This is a genomic window from Micromonospora sp. ATCC 39149 (genome assembly GCF_000158815.1).
Classification (GTDB): Bacteria; Actinomycetota; Actinomycetes; order Mycobacteriales; family Micromonosporaceae; genus Micromonospora.
Genome location: NZ_GG657738.1, coordinates 5,212,489 through 5,237,551 on the forward strand (window position 1 = coordinate 5,212,489; position 25,063 = coordinate 5,237,551).

A 25,063-nucleotide genomic window follows, 5' to 3' on the forward strand; every position below is an offset into this window, starting at 1 on the left:
GTCTCGACCCGCCGGGCCGGCCGCGTCAGCTTCCCGGTTGCTCGCGTCGCCACCGCCGGGCAGCGGTCAGCCGCGCAGGCGCAGGCCGCGTGGGGTGGCCCGGAACCCGGCGGCGGTCAGCGCGTCGCGCAGCGGGGACGCCGAGACGGCCTCCCCGTCGGCCCGCTCCACCGAGATCGCGCCGAGCGCGCCGGTGTGCACCGCGCCGGCGAGCGCCTTGCCGGCCGCCGCGAGGGCGTCGGGATCGTCGGCGAAGGAGAGGATCGTCCGGCCGCCCCGCTCGACGTAGAGCACCAGCTCGCCGCCGACCAGCACCACCAGGGCACCCGCCTTGCGGCCGGCCCGGTGCCCGGTGGCCGTGGCCGCCCCGTCGCCGGAGTCGACCGCCCGCTCGGGCCAGGGCAGCGCCGCCCCGTACGGGTTGGCCGGGTCCGTGGCCGCCAGGACGAGCGTCGCCCCGCCCCCGCGACCGACACCCGCCCCGCCCGCACGGTCGGCGGCCGGGTCGGCGAGGGCGCGGATCCGGTCCACTGCCCCCGGCACCGCGAACTGGGCCGCGCCCAGCCCTTCCACGAAGTAGCCCCGCCGGGCCGCCCCGCGCTCCTCCAGCGCCGACAGCACCGGATAGACGGCCGCGAAGCCGCCGGTCACCTGCTCGGCGACGACCGCGCCCCGGGTGACGACGCCGTGCCGCTCCAGCAGCACGTCGGCGAGGGCGGCGGCCCGCCGGGTCGGGTCGAGGTCCCTCTCCGGCAGCCGGGACCAGCGGCCCGCCACGGTGGGTGGGCCGCTGCGGCTGGGCAGCGCCACCCGGCCGGGACGGCGGAACCGGGTGCGCGGCGCGGCCGGCCGGGACCGGTGCGCCCCGCCGCCGCCGAGCGCCGCCCGCAGTGGGGCGAGGGTGTCGTTGGTGAGGTGCCCGGCCCACACCAGGTCCCAGATCGCCGCGGCCAGCGCGGCGTCGTCGGCCGAGCCGACCCGGTCGGCCAGCGACCGGAAGAACAGCGCCTGCCCGTCGCCGAGCGCGTCGAGCACAGCGTCGTGCATCGGGGTACGGGTCAACGCGTCGTCGGGCGGGGGAAGCAGCAGCGGCGCGGCGTCGGCGTACGCCAGGGTGACCCAGCCGTCGCCGCCGGAGATCGCCCCGGACCCGGCCCACAACACCTCGCCGCCGGCGCACAGCTCGTCGAGTTGGGCGGGGGAGTAGTCGGCGACCCGGCCGGGCAGCACGAGCCGCTCCAGCGCCGACGCCGGCACGGCCGCCCCCTGCAACTGCTCGACGGCGGCGGCGACGGCCTCCACCCCCCGGGCTGACGAGCCGACCTGCTGCCAGCGGGGCAGGAACGCCGCGAGCGCGCTCGGCGGCACCGGCTCGATCTCCCGGCGCAGCGCGGCCAGGGAACGGCGGCGTAGCAGCCGCAGCACCTCGGCGTCGCACCACTGGGTGCCCACGGTGTCGGGGGCGAACTCGCCGGAGACCACCCGCCCGGCGGCGGCGAGCCGGCGCAACTCCTGCTCCACGACGGCCACGCCGAGGCCGAAGCGGGCGGCGCAGGTGGCGGCGGCGAACGGGCCGTGGCTGCGGGCGTACCGGGCGACCAGGTCGCCGAGCGGGTCGGCCACCGGCGCGAGGTACGCCTCGGCCACCCCGACCGGCAGCGCCACGCCGAGCGCGTCGCGCAGCCGGGCGGCGTCCTCGACGACGACCCAGCGTTCCTCGCCGGCGACCCGCACCCTCTGCACCTGGCGGGTCGCCGCCAGCTCGGCGAGCCAGTCGGCGTTTCGCCCTGCTCGGCCAGCTCCGCCTCCGACAGGTCGCCGACCGTGCGGAGCAGCTCGACGGCGTCCTCCGCGTCGCGGGGGCGGCGCTGCTCGGTCAGCCAGCGCAACTGCCGATCGGTCTCGGCGAGCACCGCCGGGTCGAGCAGCTCCCGCAGGTCGACCCGGCCGAGCAACTCGCCGAGCAGCGCCGAGTCCAGGGCCAGCGCGGCGGCCCGCCGCTCCGCGAGGGGGGCGTCGCCCTCGTAGAGGAACGCGCCCACGTATCCGAACAGCAGCGAGCGGGCGAACGGTGACGGGCGGTCCGTCTCCACCTCGACCAGGCGGACCTTCCGGGCAGCCAGGTCGCGCATCAGCCCGGCGAGCGCCGGCTGGTCGAACACGTCCTTGAGGCACTCCCGGGCGGCCTCCAGGGTGACCGGGAAGTCGGCGTACTCGCGGGCCACGTCGAGCAGCTGGGCGGCCCGCTGGCGCTGCTGCCACAGCGGCTGGCGGCGGCGCGGGTCGCGGCGGGGCAGCAGCAGCGACCGGGCCGCGCACTCCCGGAACCGGGACGCGAACAGCGCGGACGTGCCGACGGACTCCTCGACGAGCTGGGCGATCTCGTCGGGCTCGAAGACCACCACGTCGGCGCCGGGCGGTTCCTCGGCGGTGTCGGGCAGCCGCACCACGATTCCGTCATCGGACGGCATGACCTGCGCGTCGACGCCGTACCGCTCGGCGAGGCGGCGGCCGATGGCCAGGGCCCAGGGGCCGTTGACGCGGGCACCGAGCAGGCTGTGCACGGCGAGCCGCCAGTCGCCCAGCTCGTCGCGGAACCGCTCGACCAGCACGGTGCGGTCGTCGGGCAGGGACCGGGTCGCGGCCTGCTGCTCCCGCAGGTACGCCACCAGGTTGCCGGCGGCCCAGTCGTCGAGCCCGCCGGCGCGCAGCGCGGCCACCGCCGCCTCGTCGCCCTGCCGCAGCAGGGCCCGCACCCGGGTGCCGATGGCCCGACCCAGCTCCACCGGGCGGCCGAGCTGGTCGCCCTTCCAGAACGGCATCCGGGCGGCCTGGCCGGGGGCGGGGGAGACCAGCACCCGGTCGGGGGTGATCTCCTCGATCCGCCAGGACGACGAACCGAGCAGGAAGACATCGCCGATTCGCGACTCGTAGACCATCTCCTCGTCCAGTTCGCCGACCCGGGCGGCCCGCTCCGCCCCGGCGAGGAAGACACCGAACAGGCCCCGGTCGGGGATGGTGCCGCCGCTGGTGACGGCGAGCCGCTGTGCGCCGGGCCGGCCGGTGAGCACGTCGGCGGCGCGGTCCCAGACCAGCCGGGGCCGCAGCTCCGCGAACGCGGTCGACGGGTACCGGCCGGAGAGCATGTCCAGCACGGCGTGCAGCGCGGAGTCGGGCAGCTCGGCGAAGGGGGCGGCCCGGCGGACCACCACGGCCAGGTCGCCGACCCGCCACGGTTCGAGGGCCACCATCGCGACGATCTGCTGGGCAAGCACGTCGAGGGGGTTGCGCGGGTAGTGCAGCTCCTCGATGGCCCCGGCGGCCATCCGCTCGGCGACGACGGCGCAGGAGAGCAGGTCGCCCCGGTGCTTGGGGAACACCACGCCCCGGGAGACCGCGCCGACCTGGTGCCCGGCGCGGCCGACGCGTTGCAGGCCGGCGGCGACGCTGGGCGGGGCCGCGATCTGCACCACCAGGTCGACCGCGCCCATGTCGATGCCCAGCTCCAGGCTGGAGGTGGCCACCACGGCGGGGAGCTGGCCGGATTTTAGGGCCTCCTCGATGTGCTTGCGTTCTTCTCGCGAGACGCTGCCGTGGTGGGCGCGGGCGATCACCGGGGCCGCCCCGGCCGCCGTACCGGCCTGGGCCATCACCTCGGCCGGCGGTCGGGCGGGGGAGCGGCCCGGGGGCGCGGTGCCCGGCTCCTCGGCGGCCGGCCCCGCGCCGGCCAGCTCCTCGGCAGCCGGCCCCGCGCCGGCCAGTTCCTCGGCGGCCAGCTCGTTGAGCCGGGCGCAGAGCCGCTCGGCGCTGCGCCGGGAGTTGGTGAAGACGATTGTCGACCGGTGCGCCCGGACCAACGCGAACACGCGCTCCTCGACGGCGGGCCAGATCGAGGCCCCGGCGCCGGGCCGGGGCCCGCCCAGGTTCGTCGGGGGGTGGCTCCTGCTCGTCGAGGCGGGTCATGTCCTCCACCGGCACCTCGACGCCGACCTCGATGGTCTTGGCGCTGGGCGGCTGCACCACGTCGACGGGCCGGGCCCCGCCGAGGAACCGAGCGCACGCGTCGATCGGCCGGACGGTGGCGGACAGGCCGATGCGCTGGGCCGGGGCGGGCAGCAACTCGTCCAGGCGTTCCAGGGAGAGCGCCAGGTGCGCGCCGCGCTTCGTCCCGGCGACCGCGTGCACCTCGTCGACGATGACCGTCTCCACGCCGCGCAGCGAATCCCGCGCGGCGGAGGTGAGCAGCAGGAACAGCGACTCGGGGGTGGTGATGAGGATGTCCGGCGGGGTGCGCGCGAAGGCCCGCCGCTCGTCGGCGGGGGTGTCGCCGGTGCGCATCCCGACGGTGATCTCCGGCGGGGCGACGCCGAGCCGGGTGGCGGCCTGCCGGATGCCGGCCAGGGGCGCGCGCAGGTTGCGCTCGACGTCGACGGCGAGGGCCTTGAGCGGGCTGACGTAGAGCACCCGGCAACGCTGCCGGGGCTCGGCCGGCGGTGGTGCCCCGGCCAGCCGGTCCAGCGACCAGAGGAACGCCGCGAGGGTCTTGCCGGAGCCGGTGGGCGCGACGACCAGCGCGTTGCGCCGGGCCGCCACCGACCGCCAGGCACCGACCTGGGCGGGGGTGGGCGTCGCGAAGGCCGCCGAGAACCACTCCCGGGTCGCCGGGCCGAACCCCGCCAGCACCCGGGCCGCCTCCGCCGCGCCGAAGCCGGCCGTCACCTCCGCCACGGCATCCATCCTGCCTCGGGGGTGGGACATCCGCGTGGGCCGGACCGCCGGGCCGGTCCGGAGCCGTCCCGCTGGTCGGGTTAGGGATGAAATGAGAGCTTGCTCCGTTAAGCCTTACTTAACTGCTTGCTTCCATGCCGCAACCTAAAGTAACTTCACCGCAGCGAGTTGTGAAGGAGGTCGGATGGCCGTCGAGGAGCAAGGCGCCGGGCCGGGCACCGACGTGCTCATCCGCAAGGTCGACAGCCATCTTGCCGCACTCCGCGCCGGGCTGCACGGCCCCGAGCTGGAGCTCGCCGAACGGCTCGCGGCCTGCCTGCGCGAGCTGGTCCGCGAGACCGCCCAGTCCAGCGCCGCCGACCGGGGGCAGGTCCGCGCCGCCGTGCACTTCTTCGTCCTGCGCCGGGAGAGCCGGGGGCGACTGCTCTCCGTGCGTTCCCTCGCCGCCGCCCAGCGCGTGGTCAACAAGGTCGTCCTCCAGCTCGACCGCCCCGACCTGCTCGTGGAGAACCGCCGCGACCTGTTGGTGTGAAACCGTCACTCCCGCCAGCCGGCCAGCTCGACCCCCTTGGCGAGTTCGACCCGGAAGCCCATGGTGATCTCGCCGCTCGCCCCCGGTTCGAGCCGCAACCGCCAGGTCAGCTCGCCCAGCTCGGTGCGCTCGTCCGGCGGCGGGGCGAGGGTGGCCTCCCGGACGACCACCGACTCGTCGCGGGACACCGGCAGTTGGTCGCGTACCTCCACGGTCGCGGGCCGGGGCGTGTGGTTGGCCACGCTGATCCGGTACTCCACGTCCCGCCGTCGGGTCGAGCCGAGCGTGGCCCGGGCGTCGGCACGGCGGCCCAGCTTCCGTTCCACCCGTACCCGATCGTCCACCCCGAGCGCCAGCTCGGTCTCCTCGCCGGGCGCCCATGTCGGCAGCCGGGTCGCGGCGACGAAATCGGCGCCGTGGAAGACCGCCGCCGGGCCGGGGAGCAGCGTGTGTGCCGAGGTGTTGCGGACCGTGGCCCGCAGGTGCGCCTCGGCCGCGCGGACCGGCACGGTCACGTGGTCCAGCCGGGCGGGCAGCTCCAGCACGGCGATGGTGGCCCGGTACGCGCTGCCGTCAGCCGGCACCGCGACCGGGCGGGCCGGCCGGTAGGTGGCCGCGCTGACCCCCTGCTCGACCCTGGCCACGCTCTGCCGCACCTTGGGCTGAGGCACGCCGGTCCGGGCCGACCCACCGACCGCGTCGGCCGCCGCCCCGGAAGGCGGCGCGGGCGCCGGCACCGCGCCGAAGCTCGCCGCCGGCATGGCCGCCCGCGGCATCGGCCGGACCCGGTCGAGATACCAGGTCGACAGCTCGGGTACGCCGGTCGCCGCCGCCGGACGGGCCGTCGAGAGCTGGAGTACGCACTCCGGCCAGTCCTCGCCGGTGTCCTGACTGACCAGGCCGAACCAGGTCACGGTCACGGTGTCGTCGACCAGCCGCAGGTCGTAGGAAGGCTGCCAGCGGGCCCCGTCGACCAGGTAGGTCAGCTCCAGGTCCAGCTCGGCGTCGTCGACGTCCACCGACACGGTCACCTCGGCGGCCAACCGGTCCGGCTCCCGCTTGCCGCTCGCGGCCTCAAGCTGCCGTTGCACGACCGCCAGTTCCTCGGTCAGCTCCGTCCGCCGCCGGGTCAACCCGCGTCGGCGGCCGTGCGAGTCGGCGAGCTGGCCGGCCACCGAGTCGGTGAAGGTGACCACGTCGGCCGGCTCGGCGTCACCGGCGGCGAGCGCGCGGGCGTACGTGCCGCCGGCCCGCTCGGCGAGCCCGGCGAGGAACTGCCCCCGCTGCGCCTCGATCCCGTACGCGTCGTCGACCTCGGCCAGCTCGTCGGCCAGTTCCCGGCTCCGCTGCTCCCACTCGCGGATCTGCCCGTCGGCGCTGCGTGCCTGCCGCCACGTGGTCACGTCCACGCCGAGCACGGTGGCCGCGCCCCGGCCGCCGACCCGCAGCGAGTCCCGCCGCAGCCCCAGCGGCAACGGCGCGACGCGTACCCGGTGCTCACCGGCGGCCAGTCGGGCGCTGCCGCGGCGGGTGACCCGGGCCCGGTCCGGATAGACGGTGACGCCGACGACGGGTGCTTCGATCTCCACTGCCCTCACGGCGGCGACGATAGCCGGACCGTGCTCGTGCTCCCGACCCTTTGGACCGGCTGCGGGGCGGGCGGTCCGGTGCAGCGAGTCGACCCGCGATGTCGTCGGAGGAGTCGTTCTCCGGACACTGTTATTGCTAGAAAAGCCCATAGAGCCCACCAATCGGACGGGCGCTGACCGTCCTGCTTGTCCACCGCCGCCATGATGCTTACGTCACCCGGCGCCGTCCTGACAGGTCGTGACGACACGCGGTGAAGACCGGTTCGCGTTCCACGGGGTACGCCAGGAAAGAGCGGGGCTACGTCAAGTGCGGGCACTGAAGCGCGGAATGGCCTTACTCGTCGTCATCGCGGCCCTGCCGATTGCGGCATGCGACAGCCCGCAAGCCGATTCGGGGGATTCCACTCCAGAGCCGCGGGGCGCCTACGTCGTCACGACCGACTGGTCGCAGGAGGGGGCGACCCTGAAGGGCGTCTCCGTCGGCGCGGTCGTCGCGGTCACGGTCGACGTCTCGGGCCTCGATGTCGATCTCGACTGCGCCCGGAGGTTGGCGTACCGGAAAGTGGAGGAGGTGCGCTGGCAACTGCTGCGGCAGGGCTGTGCCGAGATCACCGGTCCGGCCGGGGACGAGGAGGAGAAGGCGGCGCAGGAGGCCGCCGTCCGGGACGGACTGGGCCGGTGGGACCCCGGCCTCTGGGCGCGGACGACTCGTTGGTTCACGGAGCACTGGCAGGTCGTCAAGGACGTCTTTGGATTCGTCGTCAGCATCCTCGGGCTGGGCTTCGTCACCGCCTTCATCGGCAGGATGTGGGCCAAGCGCTACGAGAAGCGCATCCACGTCGTGCTGTTGGGCTCGCCGGGTTCCGGCAAGACGCAGCTCTGGCGGAAGTGGAAGGACGACAGCGCTCCCTTCGCGGACTCCCGACCGACCGTCGGGGTGGCGCGGACCCCGGCCTTGGAGCCGGTTCCGTACGGGAAGTACACGCTGATCCCGCGCATCACCGACACGGCCGGAAGTGAGCCGTGGGAGATCCGGAACCAGCTGAACCAGTCGCCGCGCCGAGCCAAGCGCGTCCTCGTCTTCGTGCTGGCTCCCCGCGCGGACAACGCGGCCGGGGTCGGGGCGGGCTTCGATCCCCGCTACGTTGCCGAACAGAAGGGGTACGCCAGCGTGCCGCGTGCGGTGCTCGGAGATCGCAGGCTGAACCGAAAGCTGGACCTGGTGATCGTCTTCGGTACCAAGTTCGACCTACTGTCGAACAGTTCCCCGGAGGATTCCAGCGCCAAGGGCATCCGGGATCAGTTCGACAGCCAGTTCCAGGAGCACCGCAACCTGATCGAGGGCATCTGCAAGAAGAACAGGATTCCCTTCGTCTGGATCGTGGGGAGCGCCAAGACCGGGTGGGGCGTGCAGCAAATCCGCGAGAGCATCCGGAAGGTGGTCATGTCGTGAGCGTTCGGACGCTGTTCGCCGGCTCAGCCGGCGGGACGGGCGGCGGGCCGCCGTCGGTCGCGCCGCTCGTCTTCGGATTCATGCCCGGGGTCCAGCACGGGCTGGTGATCGGCGAGCTGGGCACCCTCTCCGAGGCCCAGAACCACCGGGTCCATGAGCTGGCGGGATTCCTCGCCGGCGAGGTGGGCGCGACGCGCCTGCCGGCCGGCGTCTCGTGCGGACTGGGAGGAGCCAGGCTCCTTCTGGTCAGCATCCCGGTCGAGGCGGTGGAGAGCGGCTCCGGCCGGGCGGGCCTCTGCGTGACCCTCGGCTTCGTCGTCTCGAGCCGGGCCGAGCCGGAGCTGTGGGTGCACATTCTCGCTGCCATGGTCGCGGCCGTCGCCCGGTCGTGCGCGGTGACGCGGCCCGGTACTCGGAGGGCCGCCGACGCGCTGGCTAACCGGCTACAGGGCCCGGACGGCGACGCGGTCCGACGCGAGCTGGCACCGGCGCTGGCGGGGCTGGGCACGTTCTTCTCCGGTCTGATCGGCAAGCGGGTGGTCGGCGACGCCGCGCCCGCCCTCGGGGAATCGGGCCACGACCCCGCCTACCTGCTGGCGGAGCTCCTGGCGGCAGCCTTCCGGCACGGGGAGGGTGAGGTCGTCGCCAGGTACCTGCCATTCGGTGGCCTGCCGGGCCCTGGCTCGACGCAGTTCGCCGATGCCTCCCTGCTGCGCTTCTTCGCCGGCGGGGCGGTGGTGGGCGAGTACCTGCCCCCGGGATCTGGCGGTTCCGCCTCGGGTGGGATCAGGGGTGTGATCGGGAAGCTTCTCAGGTGACCACGGGGCGTGGCCGGCGGACGCCAGCCGCGCACTGCCGCCAACTCCCGCGAATTCCGGTAAAACCGCCCGTCGGGCCGGAAACTGGCGTCTGATCGCTGTTAGGCGTCTCCCCTCGGGCGCGCTGCTGCCACCTCGACCGGGAGCGCGGGTGCTCGTACTGCTGATCCTTCACCTGGTGGCGGCGCTCGTCGCGCCGCTGCTGGTCCGGTGGTGGGGTCCGCGCGCCTGCTACCCCCTCGCCCTCGCGCCGGCCGCCGCGTTCGGCTGGGCCGTGGCCCGTACGCCGGCGGTACGCAACGGCGGCGCACTCGTCGAGACGTACCCCTGGGTGCCGCAACTGCGGCTGGAGCTGGCCTTCCGGCTCACCACCCTGTCCTGGCTGATGACCCTGCTGGTCGGCGGTGTCGGCGCGCTGGTGCTGGTCTACTGCGCGCGGTACTTCGCCGCCGGATCGGTCGGGCTGGCCCGGTTCGCGGCCGTGCTCGTCGCCTTCGCCGGCGCGATGCTCGGCCTCGTGCTCGCCGACGACCTGCTGCTGCTCTACGTCTTCTGGGAGCTGACCACCATCTTCTCCTACCTGCTGATCGGGCACAGCACCGAGCGGCGGGCCAGCCGGTGGGCCGCGGCGCAGGCGCTCACCGTGACCACGTTCGGCGGGCTGGTGATGCTGGTCGGGTTCCTGATGCTCGGCCGGCACGCCGGCGGGTACCGCTGGTCGGAGCTCGCCGGGGCCGGGCTGCCGGCCGACGGCTACCTGGCCACCGCCGTGCTGCTGGTGCTGGCCGGGGCACTGGCCAAGTCGGCGGTGCTGCCGTTCAGCGGCTGGCTGCCGCAGGCGATGGCCGCGCCGACGCCGGTCAGCGCGTACCTGCACGCCGCGGCGATGGTGAAGGCCGGTGTCTACCTGCTCGGGCTGCTCGCCCCGGTGCTGGCCACCGTCGGCCCGTGGCGGCCCGTGACGGTCACCGCCGGGCTGCTCACCATGCTGGGCGCCGGCTGGACCGCGCTGCGCCAGTGCGATCTGAAGCTGCTGCTGGCGTACGGCACCGTCAGCCAGCTCGGCCTGCTGACCGTGGTGCTCGGCGCGGGCACCCCGAAAGCCGCCCTGGCGGGCGCGGCGATGCTGCTCGCGCACGCGCTGTTCAAGGCGGCACTCTTCCTCGTCGTCGGCGCGATCGACCACACCACCGGCACCCGCGACCTGCGGGAACTGTCCGGGCTCGGGCGGCAGGCCCCGTTGCTGGCCGCCGTCGCGGTGCTGGCCGCCGCCTCGATGGCCGGGCTGCCCCCGATGGTCGGCTTCGTCGCCAAGGAGGCCGTCCTCGCCGCGTTCGCCGACCAGCCGCTGGTCCTCGCGGGCCTCGTCGCCGGCACCGCGCTCACCGTCGCGTACACGGTCCGTTTCGTCTGGGGCGCGTTCGGCGCCCGCCCGCCCGCCGAGCAGACCGAACCGCAGCCCGTCCCCGCCGCCATGCTGGGGCCGCCCGCCCTGCTGGCCGCCGCGGGGCTGGTCGTCGGCCTGCTCGCCGGCCCGCTGGGCGCGCTGCTGCGCCCGTACGCCGAACTCTTCGGCCCGATGCCCGAGCGCCTCGCGCTCTGGCACGGGCCGACCCTGGCGCTCGGCATGTCCGCCCTGGCCCTCGCCGGCGGCGCGGCCCTGTTCGCGTTGCGCGGCCCGCTCGTCCCCGTGCTGGCCCGGGTGCGCGCGCCGGTCGACAGCGCGCGCGGATACGAGTGGCTGAGCCACGCCTTCGACCGGCTCGCCATCGAGGTCACCAGCGCCACCCAGCGCGGCTCCCTGCCGCAGTACCTCGGGACGATCCTGCTGGTTCTCGTCGTCGTGCCCGGCGGGGCGATGCTGACCGCCGGCCCGTGGCGGCAGCGGGTCGCGCTCTGGGACACTCCGCTGCAACTGGTGGTCGGCCTGGTGACGGTGGTGGCCGCGCTGCTCGCCGTCGGCGCCCGCCGCCGACTCACGGCGATGCTGCTGGTCGGGGTCACCGGCTACGGCTCCGCGATGATGTTCGTCCTGCACGGCGCGCCCGACGTGGCGCTGACCCAGTTCCTGGTGGAGACGGCGACCATCGCGGTCTTCGTGCTGGTGCTGCGCCGGTTGCCCGAACGGTTCTCCACCCGCCCGCTGCGCCGCAGCCGGTGGGTGCGCCGGTCCGTCGGGGCGGCGGTCGGGGTGGTCCTCGCCGGGCTCTGCCTGGTCGCGGTCGGTGCCCGCACCGCGTCGCCGATCTCGCTGGCCTTCCCGGGCCTCGCGGTGAGCGATGGGTACGGGCGCAACGTGGTCAACGTGGTCCTGGTCGACATCCGGGCCTGGGACACCATGGGGGAGATCTCCGTGCTCGTGGTGGCCGCGACCGGGGTGGCCAGCCTGATCTTCCAGCGCTCCCGCACCGGCCCCCGGCCGCGCCGCCCCCGCCGCCCCGAGCGCTCCCCGCGGCGGGGACCGCGGCGGGGACCGCAGCGGCCGGTGTGGCTGCGCGGCGGCCCCACCCTCACCAAGCGCCGCCGGTCCATCGTCTTCGAGGTGGTCACCCGGCTGATCTTCCACACCATCGTGCTCTTCTCCCTGTTCCTGCTCTTCTCCGGGCACAACGCCCCCGGCGGCGGTTTCTCCGGTGGCCTGGTCGCCAGCCTCGCCCTGACCCTGCGCTACCTCGCCGGCGGCCGGTACGAGCTGGCCGAGGCGGCCCCCGTCGCCGCCGGCACGGTCCTCGGTGCCGGCCTGGCGGTGTCGGTCGGCGCCGGCGTGGTCGCCCTCGTCGTCGGCGGATCCGTGCTGGAAAAGCGCGAAGGTCGACCTTCTGGCTGCCCGGGCATACGGAAACTTCTACCGTCGTCACGTCGGATTCTTCTTTCGGACGGTCGGGGGTCTTACCTGAATCGTGGTCGGGCCTGGATGCTGGAACATTCTGCGCCAGCCTCGGCGCCGAGGTCGACCGCCACATCGAGGCGACCGGCAAGACCGAGGGCGGGCTGATCGTCGACCCGCAGGGATGGCGACCGTGAGCGAGACCAGGCCGACCCTGGTGCTGATCGTCGTCGTCGGGGCCCTCGCCGGCACCGGCGTCACCCTGCTGCTGGAACGCAGCCTGACCCGCATCCTGCTCGGCGTCATCCTGCTCGGCAACGGGGTCAACCTGCTGATCCTGCTCGGCGGCCGGTCCGGGGACGCGCCCACGGTCGGCACCGCACCGGTGGACCGGATGAGCGACCCGCTGCCGCAGGCGATGATCCTCACCGCCATCGTGATCACCTTCGGGTTCACCGCGTTCCTGCTCGCGGTCGCCTACCGCAACTGGTATCTGACCGGCAACGACGAGGTGCAGGACGACCTGGAGGACCGCCAGGTCGCCACGCTGGCCGCGCACAACGAGCTGCCCGCGCCCGACCTCGGCGGCGAGGGCCCCGGCGGCGACCCGGAACAGGTCGACCCGGAGCCGCACCTGCGCCGGCAGCACCGGGGGGAGACACCGTGACGGGGTACGCCTGGCTCGTCCCGCTGCCGGTGGTGGTGCCGTTGCTGGGCGCCGCGCTCACCCTGCTGCTGGCCAACCGGCCCGGGCTCCAGCGCGCCGTCAGCGTGGTCGTGCTGGCCGTCGGGGTGGTGGTCGCCGTGGTGCTGCTCGTCGAGGCGTACCGGCACGGGCCGGTGGTGGTGCGGATCGGCGGCTGGCCCCCGCCGGTGGGGATCGTGCTGGTCGCCGACCAACTCGCCGCGCTGATGCTGGTGGTCTCCTCGGCCGTGACGCTGTGCGTGCTGCTCTACTCGATCGGGCAGGGCCGGGGGGACATCGGCGAGTCCGCGCCGGTGACCATCTACCACCCCACCTACCTGGTGCTCACCGCCGGCGTCACCAACGCCTTCCTCGCCGGCGACCTGTTCAACCTCTTCGTCGGCTTCGAGATCCTGCTGGCCGCGAGCTTCGTGCTGATCACGCTCGGCGGCACCGAGAGCCGGATCCGGACCGGGTCGACGTACGTGGTGGTCAGCATCCTGTCGTCGATGATCTTTCTGGTCGGGGTGGGCCTCGTGTACGCCGCCACCGGCACCCTCAACATGGCCCAGCTCGCCGGGCGGCTCGACGCGCTGCCCGACGGCGTACGGCTCACCCTCCAGCTCATCCTGCTGCTGGCCTTCGGGATCAAGGCGGCCGTGTTCCCGCTCTCGGCCTGGCTGCCGGACAGCTACCCGACCGCGCCCGCCCCGGTCACCGCGGTCTTCGCGGGCCTGCTCACCAAGGTCGGCGTGTACGCGATCATCCGCACCGAGACCCTGCTCTTCCCCGGCGGCGACGTCAACGGGCTGCTGATGGTGGTGGCCGGGCTGACCATGGTGGTCGGCATCCTCGGCGCGGTCGCCCAGTCGGACATGAAGCGGCTCTTCTCGTTCACGCTGGTCAGCCACATCGGCTACATGATCTTCGGGGTGGCGCTGAGCAGCGTTGCCGGCCTTTCCGGGGCGATCTTCTACGTGGTCCACCACATCACCATCCAGACCACCCTGTTCCTGGTCGCCGGGCTGGTCGAGGCGCGGGCCGGCAGCACCGACCTGCGCCGGCTCGGCGGCCTGGCCCGGGTGGCCCCGCTGCTCGGGGTGCTCTTCTTCGTGCCGGCGATGAACCTCGCCGGGGTTCCGCCGTTCTCCGGGTTCCTCGGCAAACTTGGCCTGCTCCAGGCCGGAGTCGGCGCCGGGGGCGTGCTGCCCTGGGCGCTGGTCGCCGCCGGTACCGCCACCAGCCTGCTCACCCTCTACGCCGCGTCCCGGGTGTGGAGCATCGCGTTCTGGCGGGCCCCCCGGCTGGTCGCCGCCGCCCCGCCGAGCCGGCTGCCCACCCTGATGGTCGGCGCCACCACGGCCCTGGTGGCGCTGGGCCTAGTGCTCACCGTGACCGCCGACCCGCTGTTCGGGGTGACCACCGACGCGGCGACCGACCTGCGCGCCCGCACCCCGTACGTACGCGCCGTACTCCCCGGCGGCGCGCCGTGACGGGGCGGGCCGTTCTCTCCGGGGTGTCCCCGTGACGGGGCGGGCTGTCGTGTCCGGCGGTACCCCGGTCACGGGGCGGGGCGCGCTCTCCGGCGGTGTCCGGTGACCGGGCGGGTGACCGGCCCCGACGACCCGGTGACCCGCGTACACGGCCGGCTCGGCCGCTGGCGGGACCGGCTGCTGGCCCTGGTCTGGATGGTGCTGATCTGGTGCCTGCTCTGGGGCCGGTTCTCCTGGGGCAACCTGCTCGGCGGGCTGCTGCTCGGCGCGGCCGTACTGCTGTTCTTCCCGTTGCCGCCGGTCACCTTCGGCGGCCGGCTACGCCTGTGGGCGCTGCTGGTGCTGGCCGGTCGATTCGTCACCGAACTGGTCAGTGCCAGCGTCCGCGTGGCCTGGATCGCGGTGCGGCCGGGCTACCGGCCCCGGAGCGCGGTCATCGCGGTGCAACTGCGGGTACGTACCGACCTGAACCTTGCACTCACGGCCGAGTTGATCACGCTGGTACCCGGCACCCTGATCATCGAGGTGAACCGGGAGCGGGGCCTGCTCTACGTGCACGTGCTCGACGTACGCGGGCCGGAGGACCTGACCGCCAGCCGGGAACGCATCCTCGCCGTCGAGGCCCGGATCATGCGCGCGATCGGCTCGGCCGCCGAACTCCGTCTCCTCACCCCCGCTCCCGCCGCTGCCCCCTCCGGTCCTTCCGCTCCCGCCCCTTCCACGGGTTCCGCCTCTCCCGCCGACTCCGCCCGTCCCACCGACTCTGCCCGTCCCACCGAAAGGGGGGCCGACCAGTGACCGTCGCCCTTGCCACCGTGCTCACCGTGCTCCTGTCGGTCACCGCGCTGCTGGCGCTGGCCCGGATGTACCGCGGCCCGTCGCTGCTGGACCGCGTCATCGCGTCCGACGTCCTGCTCAACACGATGGTCGGTGCGGTCGGGACGGAGGCGGCGATCAACCGCCACGCCACCACCCTGCCTGTGCTCGTGGTGCTCTCCCTGTTGGGCTTCGTCGGCGCGGTGGCCCTGGTCCGCTTCGCCGTCGGGGAGGAGTCGTGAAGGCCGCCGTCGCTCTCGATGCCCCGCTGGACGTGGCTGTCGTCTCCTGCCGCGACTGGCCGAGCGCTGGCGCTACCACCTTCGAGTGGCTGAGTGTCGGCACCGCCACCCGGGACTGGCCGAGCATGGCCGCCGCCGCCGACTGGCTGAGCCTTGGTGCCGTGGCGGATTGGCTGGGTGCGGGCTGTCTGGTCGCCGGGGCTCTGCTCAGCCTCGCCGCCGGGATCGGCGTGCTGCGCTTCCCGGACGTGCTCGACCGGATGCACGCGGCGACCAAGCCGCAGGTGCTCGGCGTAATGCTGCTGCTCGCCGGGGTCGGGCTGCGGCTGCGTACCTCCGAGGACCTCGGCATGATCGCGCTGGTGGCGGTCTTCCAACTGGCCACCGCGCCGGTGGCAGCCCAGATGGTCGGCCGCGCCGCGTACCGCTCGGGCGGGGTCAACCGCTCCCTCCTCGACGCCGACGAACTCGCCGACGGGAGGTAAGGAAGGGCCCCTTGTTAACGCATTTGGTATAGGAAGGGCCCCCTGTTAACACGTCGGCCCCGGGGAACGCGCAGGACTGCTCGTCCACCAAGGGGGTGAGAAGGGTTCCTTTCTCTACCTCAGGCGTTAAGCAGGTTGCCGTAAGTCTTGTCGGTAACCGTCTGGGTTGAGGCTCGTCGTGCGGTGTGGACCTCGCTGGGTTTGCATGGAGTTTCCGACAACGTGCAAACACCAGCGAGGCCACGATCAGTATGCGACCGGCACAGACCTACGCCAACCCGACCGACGCCGAGTACCAGCAACTGCTCACCGCGTTGCACCACCAATGGCGCGTCGCCATGCGCACGGTGATGATCCTGCTCTCCGCCGACGGCATGTCCCCGGCGGAGATCGCCGAACTCCTGCACTACGACGACCCCGTCACCGTGCGCCGCTGGATCCGACGACACAACGCCGAAGGCCTGGCCGGCCTACCCGACCGGCCTCGTTCAGGCCGGCCCCGCCACGGCAGCACCGGCCTCGGCCGACGGATCCGCGTCCTCCTGACCACCCCGAAGGCCTGGACCACCCTCCGGATCTGGCGAGCCCTCGACCGACCCGCGATCAGCCTGCGCACCACCTACCGGCGCATCCGCGAACACGCAAACTGGCGCCGGCCCCGCCTGGTCGCCAAGACCGACCCCGACCACGACACCATCTGCACCCGTATCCGCGCTCACCTGCGACACCTGCCCGCCGGGACGGTCATGCTGGCCGAGGACGAAACCTACCTCGAACTCCTCGCCAAAGTCCGCGCATGCTGGCAGCCCACCGGCATCCGCCACCGCATCCCCACCCCCGGCCGCAACCAACGCCGCAGCATCTACGGCGCGATCAACCTCACCACCGGCGTCTTCCACTACCACGCCTGCGTCAAGGCCGTGTCCGAGGTGTTCTGCTACTTCCTCCAGCAACTCCTCGACGCCTACCCCGACGCCCCGGCCGTAGTCGTGCTCTGCGACAACGACACCACCCACACCAGCCGCCACACCCAGGCGTGGCTCGCCCAACACCCCCGCCTACACCTGATCACCGGCGCCCGTTACAGCCCCCAGGACAACCCCGTCGAACGCATCTGGGCCGCCCTCAAACACCACATCGCCAACACCGCCGTCACCACCCTCGCCGACCGACTCCGCCAAGCCCACACCTTCTTCCGCCACCGCACCTCCGACCAGAACCTCACCACCGCCGCACCCTGGACCAGCCCATGGCTACCCCACGAATACCGACAGAACTTCTGGCCAGGCGCTTAACAAGGGGCCCTTCCTTGCACCTTCCGCAGCCCACCTTCAGCGGGCGCTCAGTCGACGCCGATAAAATGGGCTGCATGATCGACTCTTCTGCCCAGGAGGGCAGCAGTAGCCAGCCGGGTCGTGCCCGGCATCTTCCCGTCCTGACGTCCCCGGGAGCCCTGAGCGACCCGTGTTGATCGTCGTCGGACTCGTCCTCATCATCGTTCTCACCGCCGCCACCGGTTACTTCGTGGCCCAGGAGTTCGGTTACGTCGCCGTGGACCGGGGCCGGCTCAGGCAGCTCGCCGACGAAGGCGACCCGGCCGCCGCCCGGGCCTTGGAGGTCACCGGCCGGCTGTCGTTCATGCTCTCGGGCGCGCAGCTCGGCATTACCGTGACCGCGCTGCTGGTCGGGTACGTCGCCGAGCCGTACCTGGGCGCGGGGCTGGCCGAGCTGCTCGGCGTGGCCGGGGCCTCCGCGGCCGTCGCCCTGCCGCTGTCGGTCGCGCTGGCCCTGCTCATCGCGACCGTCGTGCAGATGGTCCTCGGCGAGCTGGCCCCGAAGAACCTGGCCATCGCCCGCGCCGAGCCGCTGGCCCGGGCGCTGAGTCGGTCCACCCTGATCTACCTGAGGGTCGCCGGGCCGGTGATCACCCTGTTCGACAAGGCCGCCGTACGGGCTGCTGCGCCGGGTTGGCATCGAGCCGATCGAGGAACTGCCCAGCGGCGCCCACCCCGGAAGGACCTGGGAGCAGATCATCGCCCGAGTCCCCGCGAGGAGGGGGCACCGACGAGATGTCGACCTGCTCGATCGGAGCTCGACTTCCGGGAGCTGAACGCCGAGAGGCCATGATGCCCGGGTCGACGTGCACATCGTCCGGCGCACGAGCCGTTGAGCCGGGTTGTGGAGCTGCTCGACACCGGGCATTCCGGCTTTCCGTACGCGGGGCCGAGGGCGTGGACGACCTGGCCGGCGTGATCGTCATCGCCGACGTGCTGGCCGTGCCCCCGGCCGAGCGCGCGACGACCCCGGTCAGCGCGGTGGCCGTACCCCCGTTGCTGGTGCCCGAGACCCTGCCGCTGCCGACGGTGCTGGACCGGCTCCGGGTCGGCCACCGGCAGCTCGCCTGCGTGGTGGACGAGTACGGCGGCTTCGCCGGCGTGATCACGCTGGAGGACATCGCCGAGGAACTGGTCGGTCCGATCCGCGACGAGGACGACCCGCCGGAGCGTGCCCCGGCCCGGCAGGACGACGGGTCCTGGGTGGTGCCGGCGCGCTGGCGGATCGACGAGGTCGCCGACAGCACTGGTATCGCCCTGCCCGAGGCGCCCGAGTACGACACCGTCTCCGGGCTGGTCATGCGGGAGTTGGGCCGGGTGCCCGAGGTGGGCGACCGGCTGGAGATCGTCCTTCCCGTCGACGGCGACGCCGAGACCGAGCCGCGTGCCCTGGTCGAGGTGCTCGCGGTGGACCGGCACGTCGCCGACTCGGTCCGGCTCCGCTTCACCGGCGAGGCGGCGGGCCGGTCGAGTGGCGAGGCGGCGGGTGGCGCGGGTGGCCGCCGGGGCGGGGAGGAGGCGGCATGAGCCCGGGGGTGGCCCTTGTCGTCTCCGTCGTGCTGCTGGCGCTGAACGGGTTCTTCGTGGCCGCCGAGTTCGCGCTGTTGGCCAGCAAGCGGTACCGGCTGGAGCAGGCCGTCGCGACCGGCGGCGGCCGGGGGGCGCGGGCGGCGCTGGACGGTGTGCGCGAGCTGTCCCTGATGCTGGCCGGCGCGCAGCTCGGCATCACGTTGTGCACCCTGGGCCTCGGCGCGCTGGCCGAGCCGGCGATCGAGCACCTGCTCAGCCCGCTGCTGCACGCGGTGGGGCTGCCGGACGCGGCGAGCCACGTCGTGGCGCTGGTCTTCGCCCTGGGCCTGGTTACCTTCCTGCACCTGGTGGTCGGCGAGATGGCCCCGAAATCGTGGGCGATCACCGACGCGGAGCGGTCGGCGACCCTGCTGGCGCTGCCGTTCCGGGCGTTCGCCCGGGTGGCCCGGCCGCTGCTGTCGGCGCTCAACGCGCTGGCCAACGCGATGCTGCGGCTGGTGCGGGTGCGCCCGCAGGACCAGCTCGCCCAGGTGCACGGCCCGGACGAACTGCGCATCCTGCTCGAGCAGTCCCGCGAGCACGGACTGCTCGGCGCGGAGCAGCACCGGATGCTCACCAGCATGTTGGAGCTCCAGGGCACCACGGTCGCCCAGGTGATGGAGCCTTTCGACCGGATCGTCACGGTCGGCCGGGAGGACTCGGCCGAGCGGATCGAGCAGGTGTCCCGCGACAGCGGCCGGTCCCGGCTGGCCGTACTGGACGCCGGCGGCGAGGTGTGCGGCCTGGTGCACGTCCGGGAGGCCGTGCGGGTCACCACGACCGGCCGGGCGGCCACCGCCGGGGAGCTGATGAGCGACGCGTTCACGCTGCCGGCGTCCGCGTCGGTGACGGAGGCGGTGGCCGCGATGAAGGGCCGGCAGGCCCAGCTCGCCCTGGTCCGCAACGGCGGCGGCCCGACCCGGCCGATCGGGTTCGTGGCGCTGGAGGACCTGTTGGAGGAGGTCATCGGCGAGTTCGACGACGAAACCGATCCGGTGCCTCGGGGACGCCGGATGCGCTGAGGCCCGCGCGGCAGGTCCGGCGGCGCCGGGCCGGTCCCGGCGTCCGCGCCGGTCCGGCAGGACTGTCCGGCCGCCGGCCGGGAAAGCCGTGCCACCACCGAGTGGGTACGGAGGAAGCGCCGTGCGGCTGACCGGGGTGTCGCCGGAGTCCGGCTGGACCGGGCTGTCGGTGCGGACCACGCTGCCCAATGCGAGCACCCGACCCGGGCTGCGGCTGCCCGGCCGGGTCACGTTGCGCGCGGGGCCGCACGACGTGCCGGTCCGGCAGCTCCGGCTCGGCCTGGTCAGCCAGGTCGAGCCGGACGACCCGGGCGCGCCGCGGCGGCTCGTCCAGTTCCACCAGGTGACGATCGCGGGTGCGTTCGTGGTGCCGGCCGGGCGGCGGCGGGCGGTCGACTTCGCCGTTCCGTTGCCCTGGGAGACCCCGGTGACGATCTTCGGTGGGGTGCCGCTGATGAGCCTGCGGATGGGGCTGCGCACGGAGGCGTCCCTCGACGTGGACCTGGACCAGGGCGCGCTCGTGCCGATCTTCGTGCATCCCCTGCCGACCCAGCAGCACGTCCTCGCCGCGCTGGACGCGCTTGGCTTCAGCATGCGCCAGGCCGGCCTGGTAGACGGCCGGCTGCCCGGAGTCGAGCAGGGTCTTCCGCTGCACCAGCGGCTCGGCTGGTGGGTGGCGCCGCTGTACGCCGGGCCGATCACCGAGCTAGAGGTGATCTTCGTGGCGAACGCGGCCGGCCTGGAGGTGCTGCTGTGGGCCGATCGCCGACTCTCCCTGGCCGGCGTCACCCACCAGAGCATCAGCCGATTCCGGGTCTGGCACGCGGGCGCGGACCGCGTGGACTGGGTCGCGGTGGTGGACGGCTGGCTGCGGTACGCGATCGACCGGCACGCCGCTGCGGCCGCGCACGCCGACTGGTCGGCCCGGATCACCAAGTCGGCGCACGTCAGCCGGCCTCCGGACCAGCCGGTCCACCCTGGCTACGGTCTTGGCGGCACCGCTGGTGGCGCCGGCATTGGTGGTGGCGGTGGTGGCGGTGGTGGCGACGGCACCTGACACCCGCCGCCCGCCGCGCCTCGTCGCCCGCCGCGCCGCCCGTCGCGTGCGCCGGGGTGGCGGTTGAGAAGGGGACCCTTCTATACCGCAAGCGTTAACAAGGGGCCCCGCCTTACACCGAGGCGGTGGCGAAGCTTGACGCTGAAGCCGAGGAAGAGCGCCGCCACCCCGGTGGTCGCCCCGGCGGCCAGCCGCCGGCGCTGCCGGAACTGGACCGCCAGGAACGTGCCCGCGAAGATCAGCGCGGTCAGGTACAGCGCGCTGGTCAGCTGTGCGATCAGCCCGAGCAGCAGGAACGACAGCGCCGGCCACGCGTACCCGGGGTCGACGAACTGGATGAAGAACGAGACGAAGAACAGGATCGCCTTCGGGTTGAGCAGGCTGACCACCAGCGCCCGCCGGAACGGGCTGCGCAACTGCGCCGGCTCGGCGGCGTCGATCAGGCGCGGCGCGGTCGGGTCGTTGCGGTCCCGCCAGCGCCGCCACGCGCCGCGCAGCATGGTCAGCCCGACCCAGCCGAGGTACGCCGCGCCCGCGTACTTCACGACCACGAACAGCGGTGGGTACGCCTTGAGCAGCGACGCCACCCCGGCGGCGGAGAGGGTCATCAGCGCCGCGTCGCCGAGGAAGACCCCGCCGGCGGCGCGGTAGCCGGCCCGTACCCCGTGCTTGGCGGCGGTGGAGAGCACGAAGAGTGAGTTGGGGCCGGGGAGCAGGACGATCGCCACGGTTCCCAGCACGTACGTCCAGATGTCGGTGATGCCCAGCACGCCCGCCATCATCGCGCCGGCGCTGGCGCAGGGCAAAGCCGTTCCCGCAGCCTGCCCTGTGCCTTCGGCCACTCCTCGTCGGTCATCGAGTACTGCACGGTGTCCCGCCAGGAGCCGTCGGGGCGGAGGCGGTGCCGGCGCAGCACCCCCTCGCGGGTGGCGCCGAGCCGCTCGATGGCCCGCTGGGAGCGCTCGTTGCGGATGTCGGTGTGCCAGACCACCCGCACCGCGCCCAGTTCCTCGAAGGCGCGGGTGAGCAGCAACAGCTTCGCCTCGGTGTTGATCCCGGTCCGCCACCAGGGTCGGCCCAGGTAGGTGTAGCCGATCGCCACCGCCCGGAGTTCGGGGTCTACCTCGTAGAACGAGGTGGTGCCGACCACCGCGCCGGTCGCGGCGCACCGCTGCACCCACGGCACCCGTTCGCCCCGGTGGTGGGCGTCGAGGGCGGTCCGGATCGTCTCGGTCATGCCGGCCGGGTCGGCGGGCCGGCGGCTGCCCAGGTGCTGCCACACCTGCGGGTCGGCGGTGGCGGCGTACAGGTCGTCGGCGTGTGCGAGGTCCAGTGGTTCGAGGACGACGTGCGCGCCCCGCAGCACCGCCGGCTCCAGCCAGGGCGAGCGGGCCGGCCGTAGGTACGTCGGCAGCGGCGCGGTCACCCCCGCGTCGGGCTCGGGCCGCCCGGCGGTCAGCCGCAGCGGCACCATCCCGGCCCAGTACGGCAGATCGTGGTCGTCGGGCGAGTCACGGACGCCGCCGTCGCGGGCGCGGACGGAGACCTCCCGCAGCGGCAGCGCCAGCACGGCGGTCTCGGCCAGTTCCCGGCGGCTCGGCGGGCGGCTGTCCGCGCTGCGCCCGGCGGCGGCCTTCTCCACCAGGGCGGTCAGCGCGGCGGCCTTCTCGCTGGCGTCGGTGACCAGGTGCGCGGTGCCGTGCGCGACCACCGACCGGTAGTTGGCGCTGTGGTGGAACTGGGAGCGGCCGTAGATCAGCCCGTCGAGCAGAGTGACCGCCACGCAGACCGGCAGGCCGTCGCCCCGGGCGGCGAGCAGTGGCCGGCTGCCGGTGGAGCCGTGCAGGTAGAGCGTGTCGCCGATGCGGACGTGCAGGGTGGGCAGCACTCGGGGTTCACCGTCGGCGGTGAACGCGAGCGCGCAGTGGTACGCCTCGTCGAGCACGGCGTGCGCGGCGGCCCGGTCATAGCTCATCCGGTCGCGAGTGCGGGTGGCGGTGGTCCGGGGGGTGGGTGGGTACATGCGAGGACCCGCTTTCGTACTAGTACAATCCTCGAATTGTGTCAGCACGCTATCAGGTCACCGGCGGGACGGCCGCCGAGATTTCCGCCAGCATCGAATCGGGCATCCGCGTCGGCGACCTGACGGCCGGGGCCGCCCTGCCCCCGGTGCGGACCCTCGCCGCCACGCTGGGGGTCAGCCCGGCCACGGTGGCCCGCGCGTACCAGGACCTGCGCCAGCGCGGCCTGCTCGCCACCGCCGGCCGGCACGGCACCCGGGTCCGCCCCCGCCCGCCGGTGGCCACCCGCCGGGCGCTGCACCCGAGCACCGCGCCCGGCACCCGCGACCTGTCCCTCGGCGAGCCCGACACCCGGCTGCTCCCGCCGCTCGGCCCGCACCTGGCCGCCCTCGCCGCCGAGTTCGGCGCCCCCCTCGGGTACGCGTCGGCCGGCGTCCTGCCCGAACTGGCCGACGCGGCCCGGGAACGGTTCGCCGCCGACGGGGTGCCGGCCGACGACGTCACCGTCACCGGCGGCGCGCTCGACGGCATCGAGCGGCTGCTCGCCGCCCACCTGCGTCCCGGCGACGCGGTCGCCGTCGAGGACCCGGGCTGGGCCAACCTCCTCGACCTGGTCGCCGCGCTGGGGCTGCGCACGATCGGGGTGCCGGTGGACGACGAGGGCCCGGTCGAGGCCGGGGTACGGGTCGCGCTGGCCGCCGGGGCCCGCGCCCTGGTGGTGACCAGCCGGGCGCAGAACCCGACCGGGGCGGCCGTCTCGGCCGACCGGGCCGCCGCGCTGCGCGCCCTCCTCGCCGGCCGCGAGGACCTGCTGCTCATCGAGGACGACCACGCCGCCGAGCTGGCCCGCGTACCGCTGCACCCGCTCGCCGGGGCGACCCCGGCGTGGGCCTTCGTCCGGTCGGTGAGCAAGCCCTACGGGCCGGACCTGCGGCTGGCCGCGCTGGCCGGCGACGAGGCCACCGTCGCCCGGGTCGCCGGCCGGGCCCGGGTCGGCGCGGGCTGGGTTTCCACCGTGCTGCAACGCCTCGTGCTCGCGCTGTGGCGCGACCCGGCCACGGCCGCCCTGGTCGACCGGGCCGGCACCAGCTACGAGCGCCGCCGGGGCGACCTGCTCGCCGCGCTGGCCGCGCGCGGGCTGGCCGGGCACGCCCGCACGGGCATCAACGTCTGGATTCCGGTGCCCGACGAGACCAGCGCCCTCACCGCGCTGCGCGACGCAGGCTGGGCGGTGGCCCCGGGCGCGCTGTTCCGGATCGCCGCCGGGCCCGGTCTGCGGATCACGGTCAGCCAGCTCGACCCTCCCGACCTGTCGGCGCTGGCCGACGCGGTCGTCGCCGCCGTCCGTCCCCGCCCATCGACGGCCTTCAGGGCCTGACGGCCCCGGCTGCCTCGCTCAGGTTGATCAAGAGAGAGGTATGTCACCTCCAGCCGGATCCTGACGCAAACCTCTTGATCAACCTTCTCCAGGGCGGGCGGAACGGGGCCGGCGGAGGACGCGCCGGGCCGCGGTGTCCGCGTGGGCGGGGCGGGGAGGGGTAGAAAGATCGCCATGACCGACAAGACCGACACCGCCCCCGGTGCGCAGCAGTTCATCCCGCCCCGGGCCGACACCATCGACGAACTGCGCGCCGCCGCGGGCGGCTGCCGGGGCTGCGAGCTGTACCGGGACGCCACCCAGACGGTCTTCGGTCGCGGCGACTCCGACGCGCGGGTGGTGCTGGTCGGCGAGCAGCCCGGTGACATGGAGGACCAGCGGGGGCTGCCGTTCGTCGGCCCGGCCGGCCGGCTGCTGCGCCGGGCGGTCGACGACGCCGGGCTCGACCCGACGCGGCTGTACCTGACCAACGCGGTGAAGCACTTCCGCTTCGAGCTGCGCGGCAGGCGGCGCATCCACCAGACCCCGGACCGGGTGCACGTCACCGCGTGCCGTCCCTGGCTGGTGGCCGAGTTCGCCCGGCTGAGCCCGGAGGTCGTCGTGGTGCTCGGCGCGACCGCCGCGAAGGCGCTGCTCGGCCCGTCGTTCCGGGTCACCCGGCAGCGCGGCACGCTGATGCCCTGGCCGGCCTCGGCCGAGCGGCCGGAGGACTTCACCCGGGTGCCGGTCGACTCGGCCGGCGGGATCGCCGACGCCCCGGCGGCCCGGCTCCTGGCCACCATCCACCCGTCGGCGGTGCTGCGCGCCGACGACCAGGACACCGCGTACGCCGGGCTGGTGGCCGACCTGACGGTCGTCGCCGGCGTCCTGTCCGCCTGACCCCGCCCCTTTCCGCCGCCGATCGTGGACAGTCGTCGTTCACCGGAACCCCAACTGTCCACGATTTATCCGTGCCGCCCGGTGAGGTCGGTGCGTGGGTTGGCTCGGGCTCGCCAGTGGGGGAGCCGGGGTGTC

17 protein-coding genes and 2 pseudogenes are annotated in these 25,063 nt (G+C 74.1%); 15 read left to right on the forward strand and 4 right to left on the reverse strand.

The window, feature by feature from the left end; translation table 11 throughout:
* Positions 1-66: 66 nt before the first annotated feature.
* Positions 67-4,737 (reverse strand): annotated as a pseudogene (locus MCAG_RS22810) (ATP-dependent helicase).
* Positions 4,738-4,912: 175 nt separating this feature from the next.
* Between MCAG_RS22810 and MCAG_RS22815 the strand changes: the two are divergent.
* The gene (locus MCAG_RS22815; RefSeq protein ID WP_007075341.1) at positions 4,913-5,260 is read left to right on the forward strand and encodes a hypothetical protein; all 348 of its coding nucleotides are present in this window, start codon (positions 4,913-4,915) and stop codon (positions 5,258-5,260) included.
* 5 nt (positions 5,261-5,265) lie between these two features.
* Here MCAG_RS22815 and MCAG_RS22820 read toward each other — a convergent pair whose 3' ends face one another.
* The gene (locus MCAG_RS22820) at positions 5,266-6,849 is read right to left on the reverse strand and encodes a DUF4139 domain-containing protein (RefSeq protein ID WP_007075342.1); all 1,584 of its coding nucleotides are present in this window, start codon (positions 6,847-6,849) and stop codon (positions 5,266-5,268) included.
* 328 nt (positions 6,850-7,177) lie between these two features.
* Between MCAG_RS22820 and MCAG_RS22825 the strand changes: the two genes are divergently transcribed.
* The 12 genes and pseudogenes from MCAG_RS22825 (at position 7,178) to MCAG_RS22880 (ending at position 20,650) form a co-directional block, all read left to right on the forward strand.
* Complete coding sequence (locus tag MCAG_RS22825) at positions 7,178-8,302, forward strand: Rab family GTPase (protein ID WP_036374813.1); 1,125 nt, start codon at positions 7,178-7,180, stop codon at positions 8,300-8,302.
* Positions 8,299-9,120 (forward strand): hypothetical protein, encoded by an 822-nt coding sequence (locus MCAG_RS22830; protein ID WP_036374816.1) that lies wholly within the window; start codon positions 8,299-8,301, stop codon positions 9,118-9,120. Before MCAG_RS22825 ends, MCAG_RS22830 begins: the two co-directional genes overlap by 4 nt.
* A 151-nt stretch (positions 9,121-9,271) precedes the next feature.
* Complete coding sequence (locus MCAG_RS22835) at positions 9,272-12,115, forward strand: Na+/H+ antiporter subunit A (RefSeq protein ID WP_157548186.1); 2,844 nt, start codon at positions 9,272-9,274, stop codon at positions 12,113-12,115.
* A gap of 16 nt (positions 12,116-12,131) precedes the next feature.
* Positions 12,132-12,614, forward strand: coding sequence for a Na(+)/H(+) antiporter subunit C (locus MCAG_RS22840; RefSeq protein WP_050778043.1), 483 nt, complete (start codon positions 12,132-12,134; stop codon positions 12,612-12,614).
* Positions 12,611-14,125 carry a Na+/H+ antiporter subunit D gene (locus MCAG_RS22845; RefSeq protein WP_036374819.1) on the forward strand — a complete coding sequence of 505 codons (1,515 nt, stop codon included), beginning with the start codon at positions 12,611-12,613 and terminating at the stop codon, positions 14,123-14,125. Before MCAG_RS22840 ends, MCAG_RS22845 begins: the two co-directional genes overlap by 4 nt.
* A 102-nt stretch (positions 14,126-14,227) precedes the next feature.
* Entirely contained in the window at positions 14,228-14,923 is a 696-nt protein-coding gene (locus MCAG_RS22850; protein ID WP_007075348.1) for a Na+/H+ antiporter subunit E, read from the forward strand.
* The gene (locus tag MCAG_RS22855; protein WP_007075349.1) at positions 14,920-15,183 is read left to right on the forward strand and encodes a monovalent cation/H+ antiporter complex subunit F; all 264 of its coding nucleotides are present in this window, start codon (positions 14,920-14,922) and stop codon (positions 15,181-15,183) included. Before MCAG_RS22850 ends, MCAG_RS22855 begins: the two co-directional genes overlap by 4 nt.
* A 125-nt stretch (positions 15,184-15,308) precedes the next feature.
* Positions 15,309-15,668, forward strand: a complete 360-nt coding sequence (gene mnhG, locus MCAG_RS22860; RefSeq protein ID WP_036377850.1) for a monovalent cation/H(+) antiporter subunit G — start codon at positions 15,309-15,311, stop codon at positions 15,666-15,668.
* A 251-nt stretch (positions 15,669-15,919) separates the two neighbouring features.
* Positions 15,920-16,963: an IS630 family transposase gene (locus MCAG_RS22865; RefSeq protein WP_157548073.1), complete on the forward strand. Its 1,044-nt coding sequence runs from the start codon at positions 15,920-15,922 to the stop codon at positions 16,961-16,963.
* 169 nt (positions 16,964-17,132) lie between these two features.
* Positions 17,133-18,529 (forward strand): annotated as a pseudogene (locus MCAG_RS22870) (hemolysin family protein).
* Positions 18,526-19,593, forward strand: coding sequence for a hemolysin family protein (locus MCAG_RS22875; RefSeq protein ID WP_007075352.1), 1,068 nt, complete (start codon positions 18,526-18,528; stop codon positions 19,591-19,593). The pseudogene MCAG_RS22870 and the gene MCAG_RS22875 overlap by 4 nt, the downstream one beginning before the upstream one ends.
* Positions 19,594-19,714: 121 nt before the next feature.
* A complete protein-coding gene (locus tag MCAG_RS22880; RefSeq protein WP_036374822.1) occupies positions 19,715-20,650 on the forward strand; it encodes a sporulation protein in 936 nt (311 codons plus the stop codon).
* An 80-nt stretch (positions 20,651-20,730) separates the two neighbouring features.
* Here MCAG_RS22880 and leuE read toward each other — a convergent pair whose 3' ends face one another.
* Positions 20,731-21,432: a leucine efflux protein LeuE gene (gene leuE / locus MCAG_RS22885; protein ID WP_050778221.1), complete on the reverse strand. Its 702-nt coding sequence runs from the start codon at positions 21,430-21,432 to the stop codon at positions 20,731-20,733.
* Positions 21,429-22,673 carry a bifunctional pyridoxamine 5'-phosphate oxidase family protein/GNAT family N-acetyltransferase gene (locus MCAG_RS22890; protein ID WP_036374825.1) on the reverse strand — a complete coding sequence of 415 codons (1,245 nt, stop codon included), beginning with the start codon at positions 22,671-22,673 and terminating at the stop codon, positions 21,429-21,431. The genes leuE and MCAG_RS22890 overlap by 4 nt, the downstream gene beginning before the upstream one ends.
* A gap of 38 nt (positions 22,674-22,711) precedes the next feature.
* On the opposite strand from MCAG_RS22890, the gene MCAG_RS22895 reads away from it, so the two are divergent.
* Together MCAG_RS22895 and MCAG_RS22900 are read left to right on the forward strand one after the other, a co-directional pair.
* On the forward strand, positions 22,712-24,049 hold the full coding sequence (locus MCAG_RS22895; protein ID WP_007075355.1) for an aminotransferase class I/II-fold pyridoxal phosphate-dependent enzyme: 1,338 nt from the start codon (positions 22,712-22,714) through the stop codon (positions 24,047-24,049).
* A gap of 174 nt (positions 24,050-24,223) precedes the next feature.
* Positions 24,224-24,928 carry a UdgX family uracil-DNA binding protein gene (locus MCAG_RS22900; protein ID WP_007075357.1) on the forward strand — a complete coding sequence of 235 codons (705 nt, stop codon included), beginning with the start codon at positions 24,224-24,226 and terminating at the stop codon, positions 24,926-24,928.
* The last annotated feature ends 135 nt before the right edge of the window (positions 24,929-25,063 follow it).